Here is a 19,145-nt window from a genome sequence, read left to right as displayed (position 1 = left end):
CCCTGTTGCAAACGACCACAGGTCACCTGACCTGTGAACCTCTCGCTGTTTTTTCTTAGACGCTTTTGATACACACCCAATCAACAACGATTGACTCAGCAGTCATATACGATGAGAGTTCACTGGCAAGGAACAGACAGATATCTGCGACAATTGGTATCACAACAACCCAATCAGTTAAGCCGCGCGACAGTCCGTATATCCTATAGATGATTCGCGAACATCCACTCCAGTCTGTGTCACTCGCGGTGTTCGCCTGTGCGATCATTGCAGCGATCGGGGTCGGAGGGGTACTGCTTACCGATACGTTCAGTGGGACAACACTGTTCAGTGAGGTCTTCTTGGATCTACATTACTTGCTGATGAATGGATTTTTTATGCTCGCAGTGTCGCTGTTATTTGTCGGTTATTATCACTACCAGCGATTAGTGCTGTTAGTTGCTGGATTAGCACTTAGCGGCTGGACACTAGCCCACGTGTACTGGACGCTGTATGTCTATCTTGCGAGCGTTCCGATCACGTACCCATCCGTTGCAGAACTCGGGTTTCAGGCGTTCTATCTGTTAATACTCCCAACGTTGCTGTATCTTCACAGACATGCCGAGATTAGACTTCGACGATCGCTTGTGCCGATTATCATTGCGGGTCCAGTGTTGCTTGCCGTTGCAACGATCGGCCAACCGATCCCGATCGGTCGATTTGTCTATAGCCTCTGGTATGTGACACTCGCGGGCGCTTCGCTGGCGATTGCAACAAACCTGCTGCTGTCACATCGGTTTCGGGGGATTGCAATCGGTGTCGCGCTCTTTGCAATATCAGACATTACATATACGACAATTGCAATTATTACACCACAGCTTACAGTAGAGTTTCTTGATCCAGTCTGGTATGTGTCTGCGACACTGATTGCAGCTTCATTGCTACGATATGAACAGGAGGGATGGCTCCGATGATGCTTGCGCTGTCGGTTGCAATTACGGTTCCACTGTTGTTACTGATTCTGCTTGTCGATAACCCCCAGACACGCTTTCTGTTGTTATTCTTTGTCTGGGGTGCGATCGCTGGCTTTCTCGCATCGGAAATTAATACGGAACTGCTGTTCATGTTCCGGCTCTCAACGCGAGATCTACAGATTCAGTTTGCGCCGATCGTTGAAGAGTTCCTCAAGGCGCTGCCGCTGTTTGCCGTTGCGATCGCCGCTCGTCGCTACCTCGCGAGACATGAGTTCATTCTGGCCGCAATTTTTGTTGGGTTCGGTTTCAGCCTCGTCGAGAACTTTTCGTTTCTCATCCGTGCACAAGACCTTGCGACGATTGAACTGACGCAGTATGTTATCACACGCAGCGTCTCAACGACAATTATGCACGGCACCGCAACTGGAGTCATCGGTGTCACGCTGTATCATTTATATAATGGGACGCTCGATGAGTTCGGTTTTTGGCCGCTGTTTGTTGTCTACGGCTACTGCCTCGCGGTCTTACTGCACGCACTGTTTAATTTGATCGTCCTTTTCGAGGTGTTCGGTCGACCGGTTGCGATCGCAAGCGGGCTGGTTTCATATCTTGTGTTGTGGGTATTCTTGCGCCGGTATCGACAACTGACTCGGACACAGCCAGATTTGCGTGCCGCTGTGCCTCCCGAAAAGAGTTAGCAAGCACCGCCGCCACAATACCATGATGTATAGGTATCTGACTTATCCGTTACCTAGCTATTCTGTACATCATGAACAAATCGTGGCACTCTCGACGTGCGTTTCTCGCAACTGGCGCAACACTAACTGGTACGGCTATTGCAGGGTGTATCGGTGCGCCTGCCTCTGGAGAAACAGAGGCCTCCGATCGCTCACCCGGAGAGGGAGATATCAGAATACAATCTGCGGACGATCTCGAAGAGCCTGGTGGTGGCAGTGATCTTGCAGGAACTGCTGGAGACGGAGAACCCGACTGGATTGATGCGCATAATATGCGGTTCCGAGGCTGGTATGATGCGGATCGGTACAATCCGGCCATGCCATATCATAATGAAGACATTTCACTATCGATTGTCAATAGAGCAGGATATACAGTCGAAATAAAACTGTTTGATGAAGACGGAAACTCATTGTATACGAAACGTCGAAACTTTGCACAAGCTTGGTGGATCAGAAGCTATAGCTCGACGACTGCTGAAATTCGCGTTCTTGGGAGTGCCCAAAACGAGGCGCTCGAAATAGATCTTACGGAGGGCAGACACCATGAAATTTGGCTCAGCGGGGCGGTTCTTACTGCGAGCTATTGGATCGGCCGCTGGTGACAAAGGATCGACCGCTCCTCGAAGAAAGCCCCTACTACCATGATGTATAGGTATCTGACTTATCCGTTACCTAGCTATTCTGTACATCATGAATAAACCGTGGCACTCTCGACGTGCATTTCTCGCAACTGGCGCAACACTGACTAGTGCGGCCATTGCAGGTTGTATCGGTGCACCCGCATCAGGTGAACCAGACGCTTCAGATGAGTCTCCAGAGGCTGGGGAGATCAGAATTGAGTCTTTGGAGGATCTTGAAGAGCCCACTGGTGGGAGTGACCTTGCTGGATCGACTGGGGCCGGAGAGCCAGATTGGATTGACGCCCACAATATGCGCTTCCGAGGCTGGTTCGATGTTAACGATTACAATCATAGAATCTACGATTTTCTCCTCTTTGTCTCCGACGATCAGTCCAAACGATACGGGTCGATTGATCCTAATCGGATGAACCTGACACTTGCGTGCGTGAATCTTGGAGGATATGTAATGGAGGCAACAGTCACCGATGACAATGGCGATGAACTTTACGATTGGACACTACCTTTAAGATTTGGGTTTTGGTTTCATGATGACGCTGCGAAGAATGCAAAGATACGTGTTGTAGGAAGTGCACAGAACGAGGCACTCAATATCGATCTGACGAATAGCAATGACCATTTAATTTGGCTCGGCGGTGCGGTTCTTACAGCAAACTATTGGGTTGGCCACTGGTAGCGAGATATGCAACCCGTATACAGTCCTTTTTAAATCCGTAAACGGTTCACCGACGATCGATCCCTCAAGCGATCTCGGAGCGAAAATTGACACACTCAGGTTGGATTCGTATCGATCTCAAACCGTGCGCCACCCCGATCGCTATGCGTTACGGAGATACGCCAACTGTGTGCTTCGACGATCGTTCGCACAATTGCTAATCCGATACCGGTGCCATCACCGGTGCTCATCCCATAATCGAATATCTCGTTGTCTTGTGCAGCCCCAATTCCAGGGCCGTCATCCTCGATAAAGAACCCATCCCGATCGGCTAGGTGTCCGATCGTCACTGTGGTTGCGGTTGGTCGTGCGTGTTGGGCCGTATTTTGAAACAGGTTCTGTAGCACCTGTCTGAGTCGCCGTGGATCACCGGAAAGCGTGATCTCATCAGCAACCAGTAGCGACAGGCCATCAGTATCAACCGCCCGCCACGCAGCAGCTGCGATTGGGGCAAGCTCAAACTCCGTTGGATGCTCAACGTAGGTACTTTCGCGAGCGAGCGCAGGAAGATGGCTTGCAAAGGCTTCAATATCACCAATTAACGCCTCTAACTCCGAAAGCGATCGTTCGGCTGATTCGTTTGGCTCATCAATATTCAGTTTCAGTATCGTAACGAGGTTTTGAGCAGTCGCCATCGGGCTGCGAAGATCATGAGAGATCACATTTGCCAGCCGTTCGAGCGTTCGGTTATGAGTTTCAATTCGGGTTTCGTACTGCTTTCGGTCGGTGATGTCCCGAAGCACGACAATCCGACCAAGCGTCCCATTAACGGTCGGACTGGTTGTATCTCGGGACACGATCGGTGAGACCAATAGATCGTAATACTGTGTGACGCCGTTGCGTGAGAGGGTAATTTCATCTCGTGTCTCTGCTTCAAGCTCCACTCTGCCAACCCGTGTTTTGAGTGCAGGATACTCAGCGAACACCGCCTCCACATCACTCCCGATTGCAGTGTCATCGACGGAAAATAACTCGATCGCAGCCGCATTTAGATCAACCACAACATCATTCTCGTTGAGTGCGATAACGGGATCATCCATGCTTTTTAATAGTGTCTCTCTTGAAACGGGGACCGTCTTGAGCAGGTCTGCTCTAAACAGGCCCCACAGGATGAGACTACAGTATCCAACGATGCCAACCGTTGCAAGATCGAATCGATCGTTGATTGCCGCAACTGATTGGACGGCAAAAAAGATCGCTAAGATACCGAGGGCAACAACCAGCACGACATTCTGTGTTCGATAGACACCTCGTGCCTCCCGGAGGTTTGACAATAATATGCTAATGCTTACTGAGCCGATTCCAAGTCCAACAATAACGTGTACCCAAAACAACGGCCCAAGAACGGCCGCGTAAATTCCAGTCTCAGTGACGAACTGATCTGCAATCATCAGCCGATGTATCGGATCAGTGAGTGCAACTGTCGCATCCAATAACACGAGAAATCCAAAGATACCAATTACAATCGGATGTTTGTACTGTTCGTTCTGCGTGAACTCAACCGCAATAAAGAACGAGCCCGTTGCAATCAGTGCACCAAGCGGATATCGGATATTGTTCACCAAATGCCACGTGAGCGGATCGGACACAAATGGCATGATAAAACTCGCAATCGCATATGCGGCTGCACTCACCGCCGTCACTAACAACGGAAATCCAGTTACTCGATCGCGATAGCGCCACGATATCTGTACAATGATAATCGTTACAATCGCGAATGCCGCTTCAAAACTGGAGAAGATGAGTGCAGTGTGGTCCATTCGTCGCACTCACTCGTATCTCTCTGCAAAGAGGCTTGAAAACACTTTTTTCTCTGCTGCTTGGAGGTGCTGTGAGACGGTTGGTTGTGAAACACCAAGTTGTTCTGCAATCTCAGTTGCAGAGATCCCCCGTGGAAAGTTGAAGTAGCCACCATAGTACGCATGTTGTAGCACTTCGCGCTGTCGATCAGTGAGTGTCTCGATTGGGTTTTGGCCGGTGGCAGCGATACTCATTATATTATCTCGCCATTTTCGCGACACGCTTACGCTTCCAAACTTCGATCGCAATGCATCGACGATCGGCGACAGTTTCTCACCATTGGGAATTCGTATCGAGAGTACCATCGAATTGTTCTCGATGACGCTTCGATCGAACGTGGCACCATTATCAACAGCAACCTCTTCGGGAATCAGAGTTTCTGTTGCGATTGTGGCCGTTACTGGAGGCTGTGTCGAGACGGCAATAAGTTCAACAGCTGTCTGTGAGAGTTGAGACCAGTCAACGGGATCAGAAGTTGTCACAAGATAGATCCGCCGTCCATTCTCACGTATGTTGACCGACTGTACCTCAAGACGGGGAGTGTTTGGGAGGCTCGCTGCTGCTGCAAGCAACGGAACACGGTCGTCTTTGATTGTAATATCAACCCGAACCATCTCGTTTGAGAGCAGCGACTGTTTCCACCCACTGACGCGCGAGAGGTAGCCCACGATATTTGCTTGTGCAACAAGCAGTTGTTTTTGTGCGTCACTCACACCTGCCGTCTCCTCAGAATACACACCGAGAACACCGATACAGACACCATCTCGTTCGATCGGCACGCCGACAGCCGACGAGATTCCACACTGCGTTGCTAACGACGTCCATGAACGGTCTATGCTACCATCTGCTCCCTCTGCGATCGATGAGTTAATTGCGTTTGTCGCGCTGTGGATGTCTGACACAGCGGTCTGTTCACCATAGCTAAGCGCCAACAACACAGGATCATCATCAACACGCGGGGTGCCAGTAGTATCAAGAAGCAGATCTAGATACCGAGTGTCACCAGCAGCCGCCTGTGGATGAATGTGAACCTCCGAACCAAACCGACCGATCCATACGCACCGATAATCATACTCATCAACCAGTAGTTGACACAACTGTTGCAGGATTGCTTCGTGATCGGTTGTTGCGGTAACAAGTTCGAGAATCTGATTATTCGTACGTTGCTCTTGTTGCAGTGCATGCTCTGTTCGGTGCTGCGTGACTGCGTTCAGTACATATCTTGCAAGCAATTCGCAGTTGTTGTTCTCCGATTTCGAGAGGTATTCTGTGACCCCCTTGCTGATCGCGTCGCTTGCAACGTCTTCGCTTCCACGGCCAGTAATCAGCACAAATGGCTGTGTTCGGTCGCGTTCTCGAACCCACGTAAGCAACTGAAGTCCAGTTCCATCCCCAAGTTGATAATCACAGACAACACAGTCCGGATCGATCGCCTCGATTTTCCGTTGTCCGCTGTGAAACCCTGTAGCAGTCTCAATTACAAACAAGTCGTGTTGCTCAGACAACAGCTGCTCGGTTACCCAGAGCCACCGCTCGTCATCATCAATCAAGAGCAGTGAAATCGGCTCCTTGATCGCCGCCATTGCTGGTATACGCGATGGATTCAACGACACCAGCTATGCCTCCACAGATCGCCCAAAGGGAGCGTGTATTCTACAGGAGAATGGATATCCAATATTCATTACTTCCTACTATTCTTCATATCATAAATAACAAACACCAATACACATAGGTATTTGTCTATTTACAAATCGTCTCGATCGCAGACGCCTGTTTTGAGGCTTCTTTCTGGATTTGCTCCTCAACGTTGGCCTTCGAGCGGTCAGTAACGTGTCGACAGACCATGTTTCGGACTCCAACACGACCAGCAGGTTTGCGTACATCTGCACTTGTCTGATAGCTAATTACGTGCCCACCATGCAGGGAAATGGTGTACTGAAACGGTTTCTCACCTCCATCTTCGATCGAGACGGAGAGTCCATCACCGAGATCAAGGCGGATCATACGTCCCACCGAATCACATCATCAACTGCAATGATACCTGCTGTAACGATCGTCGCATTAAGCCCGCCACGGTGGACAAGTGCCTCACTCAGCTCTGACTCACCAATCAGTGACTGCATATATCCGCATGGTTCACACAGTTCAATTCCTTCACAAACCACTTCACCAACAGTGAAGCGTTCACCAACGAGATGGTTGAGCGCAACGCCTTCGGTTGTGATGTTTCTTCGATGCGCCCCCGGTTCAATTGTTGTGTTAATAGCGTCTGTTGCCGCAGCAATCGCTTCTGTCTCAATAAAGGTCACGTCGCTTGCACCTTTGATATCACGGTCTGGATCTTGATCCAGAAGATTCCACAAGCCATTGTTATCAAAGTATCGATCGCCACGAAGCCCGCGGTTTGCAACCGCTTCGACTTCGCTTTTCGGTTCCATTGGGTCGCCACTATCTGGTGCGATATACACTCCAGTCACCATACCCTGTTGCATACTGGTTTGTTACTCAAAGACGAGTTAGCTGTTTGGGTGATATGTCCACAACACAACCAGTTCGGTCGATGCGTAGACCAAAGATATATTTTGAGGATGAGACAGATTGAACGTAATTTCCCCGTTCGGAACCTCGAAACTACCGTCGTGCACGCCGCGTTAGAGCACTTCGATCGCTTCCTTTGACACAACTATTTGGTACCCGTAGTATTCAAATGCGACAGTAACACTCTCATGCCTGACCGCATTTGCGAGTGTATCCAAATCAATTGCCTCTTGAACGGGCGGTAGTTCGGAGGATTCGATATTATCGATTCCCTCAATACGCGCAACCCGGGAAGCAATCGCGGAGCCGAGGAGATCTGGAGTGAGTTTACACATCGGAGACACCCCGTTTTATTGCACATTTGATGGATAACGGGCTGAGAGCGATCGGCTCAACGGTGACACAGCCGCTGGACGATACGACAACAGGTGCATCTGAACGGGGAGTATTCATTGTGTGCTCAATTAGGGAAACACCACACTATGGACAGGAGGGTCTCGAAACACCAGCTATTACGAGACAGTATGTGCAACGCAGGGCTTTTTGACGGTATCGCTGTTGTGTGAGTGTGGTATCCGGATTATTGTCAGCTACTATTCAACAACACACACATTGGGACTGTGTAGCAAAGAATATTTTGACGATTAGTACTGGATAATAATGATCGATCGGGTGACGTGACTCTCCCGATCATTGGACCTGAGCGGTTACTGGCGCCGGCGACCAAGGAGAAGCGCACTCAGTACGATCGTGACCAATACGATCGTGATTCCGAAGCCAGGAATAACTGAATCAGTCTCCACCGCATCCGGTCCAGCAACTCCTCCTGGCTCATCAACCGGCTGTGATGTATTCGTCTCGTCTGTCTCTGATTCGCCTCGATCGTCTGTTGATGGGTCAACCTCAGTGTTGGTAGCGTCATCGTCGCTATCGGCATGATCACCGGTTGTCTGTTCCTGCTCAAAGACGGTGATCGTCACCACTTGTCCATCAATATCAAGCGTGTACTCACCAACGGTATCGAACTGGTGAGTAAAGCTTACCGAGACAGTGTCTCTTGCAGGTACTGTGACCGTTTGCGTCCCGATCGAAGTACCATCTACTGAGAGCGTTGCGGTGTAGGTACCGCTTGTACGGCCGGTATTTTCGAGCGTTCCAGCGATATTCACTGGCTCGCCAACCGTTGCTTTACTTGTCGAGAGCTCAATGTGGCTGAGATCGATCGATGCGGATGGCCGTGACGGCGGACGTGTGTCTGACTCCGAATCGTCGTCAGCGCTTTCGACAGTGAAGCTCGTCTCGTACTCTGCAGCATTACCCGCCTTGTCTTCGATCGTGAGCGTTGCAGTGTAGGACTCACCTGCAGTCACCGAGAGCGTGTGAGTGGCTGCTTCAGAGTTGATCTGTGTTGCTCCATCTGCATCGCCTCCAACTGAGACACCATTGATTTTGAGGTCGATCGAACTCGAGTTCACGCCCGAAAGATCATCCTCGTACTCGAAGCGGACGGTTGCCTCCGAGAGATCTGAATCGAGTGTGTCTCCATCTGTTGGTGAAACATGCGTCAGCGTTGGAGGCTTTGTGTCCGGTACAACAAGTCCGTATGTTGAGAATCCAGGCACATCTGCGACAACATGCGTTGTGCCACCGACCTGTTGGAATGTTGACTCAACCGAACTCCATGCGGTTGTCTCCGTATCGAAGTACTGCATCTCGACATCTTCAATCGCGCTTCCGGTTGGTAACGCGGCATCATCAACCGCGACAGAGAGGGTTATTCCTTCAACAATACCATCGTCAATCAGCGTATCGAACAGTCCATCAAGCTCTCCAGAAACAAACCCAACACCTGTGTGTCCACCGTCGAGATGTGGATTAACCGTATTCTCAGAGAGTGCCAGGAACAGCTCTTGGCTTTTGATGGCGTTATCGGCGTCATCTTTCACATCGAAGATAATCTGTGTCCCGCTATTAGTGAGGGTAATCTCGCCTGCACTGAGCTTAAACGCCGTGTTGATCGTGACGGATGCAGTATCTGTTGCTTCGTTTCCTGCTCGATCGACTCCGGTCGCAGAGACGTTGTACTCTCCACTCTCATCGAATGAGAGCGTTCCAGTGAACGTTGTTCCGTGTGTAACGCTTGTATCCATCACCAGATCCGCGCTCTCTTGAGATCCATCAACAAAGACAGTCGCTTCGACAGTTGGTGTTCCAGAGAGTGGCTCACTGCTTTCGACAATGACTGTTGCGTCGTTGCTGTCAACGTCAGTAATACTGACCGACAGTGATGGCTGATCGCGATCGATCGCGAGAAGTTGCGCTGCATCTTTCATACCACCAGTTCCCAGTACGTCTGCAGCAACGACTGTGAGTTCGTACAACCCGTCATCGAGAATTGAGTCAACTGGGATTGTTGCGTCCCAGTAATCGCCGCCCTGATGTGTCGCATCCACCGAGGTAACATACGATGTCTGCAACGAGCTAATGCGCACGGTGGCATGATCGATCGCAAGATCGGAGTCGATCATGATCGAAACGAGCGTGTCTTCATTCGTGTAGACGACTTCCACGTCACGGTCCGGATCAAATTCACTCGAGTAGCCATCGATATTGGTTATTTGTGGTTCGACAACAGGTGGTTCGACGGTAACAGTGCCTGCACTGCGATCGCCAAGCGATAGATCATAGCTTCCAGCCGAATCAAACGTCGCAGTCATGTTGATCGCACCGAGATGATAGAACCCCGGCGAGAGCGTCACTCCGTCTTGTACGCCCAACTCAATCGGACTGCCACCATCTGTTGGGGTTGCCGTCAGTGAGATGTCCTCTGGGCCGTCGATCGTTCCTGCTTGGTAGAGTGATCCAATAACGTAGAACTCCGAACCAACACTCGTCGTTGTCACCGATGGTGAGGCAGCGATCACGCGGATGTCGGAGGCTGCTGCCAGCACTTCAACTGTCCCCGCAGCCCGGCCACCCAGTGCGATATCGTACGTTCCAGGTTCGTCGATCGTCGCAGTCATATTAATTGCACCAAGGTGATAGAACCCTGGAGAAAGCGTCCGACCGTCATCCAAACCAAGTTCGATCGGCTCGCCACCATCTGTTGGGGTTGCAGTCAAGGCGATATCTTCTGGGCCGCTAATTGTGCCTGCTTGGTAGATCGATCCGATCGTGTAGAACGACTCTCCTTGCACGATCGTGTCCTCAGATGCGGATGCAGCAATAACCTGAATGTCTGAGACCGCTGCCAGCACTTCGACCGTGCCTGCATCTCGACCGCCAAGGCGAATCTCGTACGTTCCCGGCGTCTCAAGTGTTGCGGTCAGATTGACTGCACCAAGATGGTAGAATCCCGGCGCAAGCGTCCGATCTTCAGCAAGACCAATCTCAATTGGGTCACCACCGTCTGTTGGAGTTGCCGTCAGAGCAATATCTTCTGGACCGCCGACCGTGCCTGCCTGATAGAGTGACCCGATTGTGTAGAAGGATTCTCCTTCGACAATGGTATCTTCAGATGCGGATGCAGCAATCACTTGAATATCCGAAACAGCCTCCAGTACCTCGATCGTCCCAGCATTTCGGCCACCGAGTTCGATATCGTACGTTCCTGGTGTGTCGATCGTCGCGGTCAGGTTGACCGCGCCGAGGTGATAAAATCCGGGGGTGAGCGTTCGGCCCTCATCAAGACCGATCTCAATTGGGTCACCGCCGTCTGTTGGGGTTGCAGTCAGGGCAATATCTTCTGGGCCGTCGATCGTCCCTCCCTGATAGAGTGACCCGATCGTGTGGAAGGAGTCGCCTTCGACAATAGTGTCTTCAGACGCCGATGCCGCAATCACTCGAATGTCTGAAACTGCTTCAATCACTTCGATCGTCCCTGCATCTTGTTCACCTAATGTGAGGTCATATGTCCCGGGTTCGTCAATGGTGAAACTGATGTTGAGCGCACCGAGGTGGTAGAACCCAGGCGAGAGCGAAACCGTCTGGCTACCAAGCTCGATCGTTTCGCCACCGTCTGTTGGGGTTGCTCGGAGTGTAATCTCCTCGGAGAGTGGCTCACCACCGTTTGCAGTCCCATTTTGATAGATGCTCCCAACGACATACGCGTCTTCGCCTTCGATTTTCTCAATCTCAGACAACGATGCTGCAATCACTTGGATATCTGACGGTGATTCATCGACACCGACCGTTCCGACCACCCGATCGCCAAGGGTGAGTTCATACTGTCCCGGCTCGTCGATCGTCGCAGAAATATTGAGCGCACCGAGATGGTAGAATCCAGGCGAAAGCACTGCTTCTGCAGTCGCAAGCTCGATCGTCTCACCGCCATCAGTCGGCGTCGCAGTCAGTGTAATATCCTGTGGCCCATCAATGTTGCCAGCCTGGTAGATCGACCCAACGGTGTAGAACTCTTCACCAACAGTGAGACTCATCTCAGAGACGGACCCAGAGATTACTTGGATATCTGAGACTGCCGCTTCAACGACAATTTCACCAGCGCTTCGATCGCCAAGTGTGATTTCATACGTCCCTGGTTCGTCTATCGTCGCGGTCATATTGATCGCACCGAGATGATAGAATCCTGGTGAAAGCATTCGATCTTTATCAGTACCAAGCTCGATCGGACTGCCACCGTCTGTTGGGGTTGCAGTCAACGAGATATCTTGTGGACCGTCGATCGTCCCTGCCTGATAGATCGACCCGATCGTGTGGAAGGAGTCACCTTCGACAATGGTATCTTCGGACGCCGACGCTGCAATCACTTGAATGTCTGAAACGGCTTCGATCACCTCGATCGTCCCCGCATCTCGCCCACCAAGTTCGATATCGTACGTTCCTGGTGTGTCAATCGTTGCAGTCAGGTTGATCGCACCAAGATGGTAGAACCCCGGAGAAAGCGTTCGATCTTCGTCAACCGCAATCTCGATCGGATCCCCACCGTCTGTTGGGGTTGCAGTCAACGAGATGTCTTGCGGCCCATCGATGTTGCCTGCTTGGTAGATCGAGCCAATGACGTAGAACGGCTCATTTTCAAGCGCCTCATCTGTCGATCGAGAGGCGGCAATTACCTGAATATCCGACACGGCTTCAATCACCTCGATCGTGCCTGCACTGCGATCCCCAAGTGTCAGCTCATACGTACCTGGCGTGTCGATCGTCGCGGTCATGTTGATCGCACCAAGATGGTAGAACCCAGGAGAAAGCGTCCGTTCCTCATCAACACCAAGTTCGATCGATTCACCGCCGTCAATTGGTGTTGCAGTCAGGATGGTGTCTTGCGGCCCATCGATATTACCTGCTTGATAGATCGAGCCAACCACGTAGAATTCCTCATTTTCGAGCACTTCATCTGTCGATCGAGATGCTGCAATCACTTGAATGTCTGAACTCGCTGCAATCACCTCAATCGTGCCTGCATCTCGATCGCCAAGTGTCAGCTCATACGTTCCTGGTGTGTCGATCGTTGCGGTCAGATTGATTGCACCAAGATGGTAGAATCCTGGGGCAAGCGTCCGGTCCGCATCGACCCCTAACTCAATCGTCTCTCCGCCACCAACCGGCGTCGCATTCAGGGTGGTATTCTGTGGCCCATCGATCGTGCCGGCTTGGTAGATCGACCCAATCACGTAGAACTCCTCATTTTCAATCACTTCGTCTGTCGATCGAGACGCTGCAATCACTTGGATATCCGAGACTGCTTCAAGCACCTCGATCGTGCCTGCACTACGATCACCAAGGGTGAGTTCATACGTTCCTGGACCGTCAAACGTTGCCGTGATGTTGATTGCGCCAAGGTGATAGAATGCCGGTGAGAGCGTTACTTCCTGCTGGCCGATCGTCTCTGTGTTCCCCGACTCGTCTGTTGCATTGAGTTTGATCACTTCCGGACCGTCGATCGTTCCTGCTTGGTAGATCGATCCGATCACGTACGGCTCTTCACCGTGAACAACCTCAACTTCGGAAACCGATGCCGCAATCACATTAATGTCTGAGTACTGATTCTCGACAGCAACTGTCTTGACAAAGAAGTCATTCAAGTAGACGTCTACCTCAATACGGTCCTCGCCGGCTAAGTCCTCGATCGTTGGCGTCCACTCGAGTGAAACAGCACCGCGATCGATTCCCGGTTCAACAGTGACTGTTGTGTCTGCAACTGTTTCGCCCGAGATGTTGAGCAAGACAGTGTATTCACCGCTAACGCCACCGCGGTTGTAGAGGTCACCAGTAACCGTTACCTCCTCATCAGGGGTTACGACCGAATCAACTGACCCTCTGTAGAGGATGATATCTGCCTGTTCGAGAACCGTGACGGTTCCTGCTTCAGTGTTGCCAATCGCTACGCTGTAGGTTCCTGGGTCTGTCAATGTGTGCGTAAACGTAATCACCTCCGTCTCAGACGGATCAAGTGTGACCGTTTGGGTGTCAGCGATCGTTCCATTGATCGACAGTGGAACTGTGAGTTCACCTGCTTCTGGCCCAACATTCTCAACGGTTGCACTAACAAGTATGTCCGAACCCGAAGCCGTCTCAGTCGTATTAACGGACGCACTTTGTATCTCTAACTCCGCGGCGAGTTGCTCGCCGAACACACCAAATGTCGAGAATCCAGTGATATTTTCGGCATAGACGTAGTTTGCAGTCGTGTTCACACCTGATGAGTATGACTCTGCTGACGGACTGTTCCACGTCTCATTTAACCGCCAGACACGCAATGAGTCCTCATTGAGACCGCTGCTGTCAGCATCTTCGTAGTAGAATTGGAGATACTCGACTCGCGGGTCGTAGGTGTCAACAGGTGACTGCGGTCCCGCGATAATATCAAGGTATGCACCGATCGGTTCAACCGACGCTGGAAGCTCATTTAGACTGTCGGTACCCATAATCGCAACGTCTTGTGCACGAAACGAAACCGTGACATCATCGTACGTCATTCTGGTAACGGTATTACTGGTTGCCCCCCAAGAGGAAACGAACGCAGTACCGCTGTTAGACACCGTCATATCTGAGACGATGTTACCTGTATTTTCACCGGAGACGCTTGCTCTAAACGAAAGCACGACACCGTTTGTATCTGTGACAGTACTATTACGCACCGTATTTGCAACACTATCAGGACCAAACTGGACCGCCGAACTTCCACCATCAACAATCGTAACATTATCAATAACATTCCCTTGCGCTCGGCTCGAAAGGTCAAGGCTAATGCCTACGTTGGAATCGAGTGTTAGATTATGTAGCTCGTTATTATTTGCAACACTCAGAGCAACACCGGAAGGATCGTTGCCGATCGCGGTAATATTCAGGAGCGTGTTGCCGGAGCTAGCAGGGGATCCTCGTGTACTCCCAGCAAGGCGGATTCCTGACCCATCATTGTAGCTTGTATTTACGTTCCGGAACTGGTTGTTGTTCGCCTCTGCAACGCGGATTCCCTCCCACCCGCTCCCGGTGACTGCAACGTTTTCGAACTCGTGGTTGTGGCTGTGGATTTCAATACCATGGAACCGTGTATCGGTTGTTGTGATGTTTGTAAACGAATTTCCAGTTCCAGAAAGCACGCGAACACCAACACCGCCTCTTGTGGCAGTGAGCTGGTCAAACACATTGTTACTTGAGCCGCTCAAATAGACAGTCCCTCTCGCAGTCAGCCATGAGGAGTCTATTTCATTGTCAACGACAGCAATCTCTGTGAACGTATTCTGCGTACTCCCACTGATCAAAATCCCGCGATATCGGTTCTCACGTGCACTGATATTTACAAATTCGTTCGCATGTGCACGTAGCAACGACACGCCGGAGCCACTGTGTTGGGCAGTCACATTCGAAACGGTACTTTCGTCGGTATCTTGGAGACGGACACCAAATGTCCACCCATCAACCGTCAGATTAGTGACGGTGACGTTTGTTACTCGTTCATCCGGATTGTATACGTGAATTCCATACTGTGTTCCTGATACGAGATCATGGCCTTGAATTGTATGCCCCATCCCATCAAGCGTCACGTCGCTGGCTGCGATCTGGATGCATGTTTGACTTCCAGAAAGATCGCCTGTAAGGGTGTACTCTCCTGGTGTTGTGATAACCGTACACGCAGCAATCTCGGTTTCTGCTCCGATCGCAGCGAGTCGAACCCGCTGTGTTGCTTCATCGTTATCACTTCGGACAGTAATATCCCCTTCCGTCTCGGTACTCTCATCGGTGGACCAGGTAAGCGTTTCATCGACGGATTCTGCGGCAGATAGAGAAACACTTCTAGAGTCAACAACAGTACCAGAAATATCTTCCAGATAGATTGTCTGGGTACCATCCTCCGCACCGGTATTGGTCACAGTGACCGAAACAGTGAGGTCTGCACCGGGAATAACAGGTGAGTTTGTTGTTGTGATTGCAACCGCAAAGAACGAGCTGTCTGTCTCATCGTCAGGTTGGCTTGTTGTGAGCCACGGATCGAATCGAACATTTTGATCAACAATGTCTCCATCGCCAGTTGCGATTACACCTGTGGCCGGGTCAGTGACACCACCACTTGGGCCACTTTCTGCACCCCACCAGTTGTTCGTGGCAGTGACTGGCTCACTGCTACTCCATGTTGCACGCTCGTACTCAATTCCAACGCCATTGTTGGACAGTTCGTTATTCGTGATCACAATGTCGTCGGGATTAAAAGAGATCTGAATTGCACTGCTCGAATGGCCAGTGATCGAATTATTCGTTACATGTGCGTCATTGGTTACACGCAGCCCAATATCGTTTCTGTGAACTTCGTTTTCGGTAACGGTTACGCCAGTCGCACTTGTTCCTCCGACACTGATCCCAGTATCATCGTTGTCAGTAATCGTATTCTCAGCGATGGTAATCGTCGGGACAGTTCCAGTCGCAATACCGTGGCCTTCGTTTGCGGCGATCGTATTTTGCTCGACTGTAACATCCGACCCGCTTAGATATAATCCATGTCCAGAATTTCGTTCGATTGTGCTATCTTGGACGGTCACACCGTCTGATGAGGTGAAATATACACCATCATTGCCGGTATCTCTTACCGTTACATGTTCGAGGGAGGCCCCATGGCTGCGCTCTGCATCAATCCCGCGGAATGTTGTTCCACGGATCAGTGTATCAACGATCGATGCGTTTGTCGCCCCTTCAAATAGAATCCCGCCCCGATCGCTGTCTATAATTGTGTTGTTGGTGAGTTCAACTCGATCGCTCTCGACGATCCGAATCGAAGTCGCTGCGCTTTCAGTGACTGTATTTGCCGAAACAACCGCATCGTCTGAAGCCCAAAGCGTAAGTGACCCTCCTCGTTGGATTGCCGAGCCTGCACTATTCGTAATTGTATTGTTTGTAACTGTGACCTCGCTAAATGCGATCTGAATCGGTGCGGTGACACCGTCAAACGAGAGGTCACTAACAACGACATTGGTTGCATTGACGATGATGAGCTGTCCGATATCAGCAGGTATTGTTGGAGCTGTTTCACCATCGACGTAGTACAGGTCTTTTCCAGCAACCGTATTCCCACTAAATGAGTGCGTTGTCAAATCTTCTTCAAGCGTAGTGTATGGATTTGAGCTTGAGAGCAATTGGACACCAGTCTCAAACGTATTATCAACGACGGTGACTTCCTCGGTCTCAAAAATAACAAGATCTACTTGGTGACCACCCACCGTATTGTTTCGAACGATTTGCCCGTCAAAATATCGGAAGAAGATACCACTTCCTCCGTTGTTGGTAATACGGTTATCTTGGACAACGGAACGAGCGTTCGCCTCCACTCCGTGGCCCCCGTTGTTCTCCACCTCGTTGTGGCTGACGTGTGCGTCGTGAGAGACGTCAATACCTGCACCGCCATTGTTTGTGACCGTATTATCGGTCACTGTTGCTTGAGTCGGGCCAAAGATTCCACGGCGATCGTTATCTGAAACGGTATTATTGCTAAATGTTGCACCGCGGCTATTGCCCCAGTAGAATCCATCATTCCCGTTTCCAGTGATGATATTATCTCTCATCACCGCATTTTGCGAACCCTGTCCACGGTTATCGTGGATCCCATTTCCAGCGTTGTCATAGATGTGGTTTCGTTCAAATCGGATCCCTTCACTTCCAGTTACGAGGATTGCAGATCGGAAGTTGCCAACAGACCCACCACCGTGATGTGTGCCAGTGATTACGTTGTCTGAAACAGTAGCACTGTCCGAATTAGAAATGAACGCGCCGTCATAATTATCAACGAGTGTATTGCTGTGTATCTCTGCATTTGCTGAGCCAGTAACCGCGATCGATCGGCCCTCACTGTCTGAGACCTCATTATGTGCAATGGTCGCCCCAGGTGAGCCACTAACACTGATTGCTGCGTCGGAGCTCCCTGCGCTACGAAGTGGGTGGGTTACAATATTATGTTCAATAGTCGCACCCGAAGCGTCTCGAAGCAGGATCGCAGGGCCTGCCGTCTGTGCAATCGTGTTGTTCGAGATCGTTACGTCGGAGCTGTATGCAACCTGAATCCCGACCGCAAGGCTATCAATAGTAAGCTCAGTGATTGTAACATCGGTTGAATCATATACAATGATTTGGCCTGCAGTTGATGGGATCGTCGGTGCAGTTTCACCATTGAGATACACAAGCGGTGCACCACCGATCGTATTACCGGTAATCTCATGATCAAAGTGGGACCGCGAGCTGCCATCAATCATCACTCCGGTTATCATTTCGTTGTCAGTGATGATTGCGTCACGTACAAATTCAAAGTCGATGTCTGTTCCACTACCAAAGAGCGTATTGTTACGAATCTCGGGGTTTCGGATAGATCGTGCTGCAATGTTTGTCCCGTCATTATCCAAACTATTGCCTTCGATTAGTGCATCATGTCCATTTTGCCCGGACAGCCCTGTTCGAAGATTGATTGCCGTATTTGAGTGGTCAGTAATCGTATTGTCACGAATTACCGCATCCGGTGTCCAGATAGAGATTCCAATATCATGTGCGGTGATTGTATTTTCCTCAATAACGACGCCAGCACCACCAGATCCACCCCGAATGTAGATCGCATATCCCTGTCCGGATGCAGAGCCTGAATTCTCCGCTATGTGGTTACCGATAATTTGTGTCCGATCGCTCCCTTCGATTGAAATCGCTCTGATTGAATTATCTTGGATGAAATTATCAGTAATAGTTAGATCGTGGGATGGTGTATCTCGATCCCGAATCGCCCAACTGTTCTCGAGAATGCTGTTCGATACAAGCGTCGCATTTGGGCTGGATTCAACCGAGAATGCGGTATCATACCCACGAATCTCAAATCCACGAACAGTGACGTTATCAGCCCCGTCAATAGTGATTGCAGTGCCACTTGCACTTCCGGAGAGCACCGGCTGCGACTGGGTACTGCTTGATTGGAGAGTCACCCCCGGCGTATCAATCACAAGTTCGCCACTATAAAAACCACTATCGACACAAACCGTATCGCCAGGACTTGCAGCAGTAAGCCGATCCTGTATCGAGCTGTGGGTTGGAACAACAAAGTCACAAGAACTGCTCTGTGCACGAGCGTCTCCAACCATAACAAACGGGAACATCCCCGATCCAAGGAGTAAAATAGAGAACACGATCGCAAACAGCTGTTTTGTTTCGACCGTACTACGTTTCGGACGCCGGAGCAATAACGGAATAGAATGTGTTGTAAAAACATCAAATAAACCTGAAATTCGTTTTTCTTGATTCATTAAGAGAGATGTACCTCACCGGTATTTAGTATCGACCCCTG

10 protein-coding genes are annotated in these 19,145 nt (G+C 50.5%); 4 read left to right on the top strand and 6 right to left on the bottom strand.

Translation table 11 applies throughout. The annotated features are described in order from the left end of the window. Window positions 1–209 precede the first annotated feature (209 nt). From AArcSt2_RS10855 to AArcSt2_RS10840, 4 genes are all read left to right on the top strand, one after another. Entirely contained in the window at window positions 210–953 is a 744-nt protein-coding gene (locus AArcSt2_RS10855) for a hypothetical protein (protein WP_250584554.1), read from the top strand. After that, window positions 950–1,651, top strand: coding sequence for a PrsW family glutamic-type intramembrane protease (locus AArcSt2_RS10850; protein ID WP_250584552.1), 702 nt, complete (start codon window positions 950–952; stop codon window positions 1,649–1,651). The genes AArcSt2_RS10855 and AArcSt2_RS10850 overlap by 4 nt, the downstream gene beginning before the upstream one ends. A gap of 71 nt (window positions 1,652–1,722) precedes the next feature. Further along, window positions 1,723–2,292, top strand: coding sequence for a hypothetical protein (locus AArcSt2_RS10845; protein WP_250584550.1), 570 nt, complete (start codon window positions 1,723–1,725; stop codon window positions 2,290–2,292). An 88-nt stretch (window positions 2,293–2,380) separates the two neighbouring features. Then, entirely contained in the window at window positions 2,381–3,004 is a 624-nt protein-coding gene (locus tag AArcSt2_RS10840) for a hypothetical protein (RefSeq protein ID WP_250584548.1), read from the top strand. Between the two features lie 95 nt (window positions 3,005–3,099). On the opposite strand, the gene AArcSt2_RS10835 is transcribed toward AArcSt2_RS10840, so the two are convergent. From AArcSt2_RS10835 to AArcSt2_RS10810, 6 genes are all read right to left on the bottom strand, one after another. After that, window positions 3,100–4,803, bottom strand: coding sequence for a sensor histidine kinase (locus AArcSt2_RS10835; protein WP_250584546.1), 1,704 nt, complete (start codon window positions 4,801–4,803; stop codon window positions 3,100–3,102). Window positions 4,804–4,812: 9 nt separating this feature from the next. Continuing rightward, window positions 4,813–6,456, bottom strand: coding sequence for a helix-turn-helix domain-containing protein (locus tag AArcSt2_RS10830; protein WP_250584544.1), 1,644 nt, complete (start codon window positions 6,454–6,456; stop codon window positions 4,813–4,815). 127 nt (window positions 6,457–6,583) lie between these two features. Then, window positions 6,584–6,847 carry a hypothetical protein gene (locus AArcSt2_RS10825; protein WP_250584542.1) on the bottom strand — a complete coding sequence of 88 codons (264 nt, stop codon included), beginning with the start codon at window positions 6,845–6,847 and terminating at the stop codon, window positions 6,584–6,586. Further along, on the bottom strand, window positions 6,844–7,335 hold the full coding sequence (locus AArcSt2_RS10820) for an MOSC domain-containing protein (RefSeq protein WP_250584540.1): 492 nt from the start codon (window positions 7,333–7,335) through the stop codon (window positions 6,844–6,846). Before AArcSt2_RS10820 ends, AArcSt2_RS10825 begins: the two co-directional genes overlap by 4 nt. A 159-nt stretch (window positions 7,336–7,494) precedes the next feature. After that, window positions 7,495–7,716, bottom strand: coding sequence for a HalOD1 output domain-containing protein (locus AArcSt2_RS10815; RefSeq protein ID WP_250584538.1), 222 nt, complete (start codon window positions 7,714–7,716; stop codon window positions 7,495–7,497). 372 nt (window positions 7,717–8,088) lie between these two features. Then, window positions 8,089–19,104 (bottom strand): right-handed parallel beta-helix repeat-containing protein, encoded by an 11,016-nt coding sequence (locus AArcSt2_RS10810; protein ID WP_250584536.1) that lies wholly within the window; start codon window positions 19,102–19,104, stop codon window positions 8,089–8,091. Window positions 19,105–19,145: the final 41 nt, after the last annotated feature.

Source organism: Natronocalculus amylovorans (assembly GCF_023638035.1).
GTDB classification, from domain to species: Archaea; Halobacteriota; Halobacteria; order Halobacteriales; family Haloferacaceae; genus Natronocalculus; species Natronocalculus amylovorans.
The sequence above is the reverse complement of the archived record's forward strand: the minus strand, read 5'-3'. Positions and strand labels throughout refer to the sequence as shown.

Coding starts and splice junctions, on each gene's coding strand:
- AArcSt2_RS10815 (WP_250584538.1), bottom strand. CDS start 7,716: ATGTGTAAACTCACTCCAGATCTCCTCGGCTCCGCGATTGCTTCCCGG.
- AArcSt2_RS10855 (WP_250584554.1), top strand. CDS start 210: ATGATTCGCGAACATCCACTCCAGTCTGTGTCACTCGCGGTGTTCGCC.
- AArcSt2_RS10835 (WP_250584546.1), bottom strand. CDS start 4,803: ATGGACCACACTGCACTCATCTTCTCCAGTTTTGAAGCGGCATTCGCG.
- AArcSt2_RS10810 (WP_250584536.1), bottom strand. CDS start 19,104: ATGAATCAAGAAAAACGAATTTCAGGTTTATTTGATGTTTTTACAACA.
- AArcSt2_RS10825 (WP_250584542.1), bottom strand. CDS start 6,847: ATGATCCGCCTTGATCTCGGTGATGGACTCTCCGTCTCGATCGAAGAT.
- AArcSt2_RS10845 (WP_250584550.1), top strand. CDS start 1,723: ATGAACAAATCGTGGCACTCTCGACGTGCGTTTCTCGCAACTGGCGCA.
- AArcSt2_RS10850 (WP_250584552.1), top strand. CDS start 950: ATGATGCTTGCGCTGTCGGTTGCAATTACGGTTCCACTGTTGTTACTG.
- AArcSt2_RS10820 (WP_250584540.1), bottom strand. CDS start 7,335: ATGCAACAGGGTATGGTGACTGGAGTGTATATCGCACCAGATAGTGGC.
- AArcSt2_RS10840 (WP_250584548.1), top strand. CDS start 2,381: ATGAATAAACCGTGGCACTCTCGACGTGCATTTCTCGCAACTGGCGCA.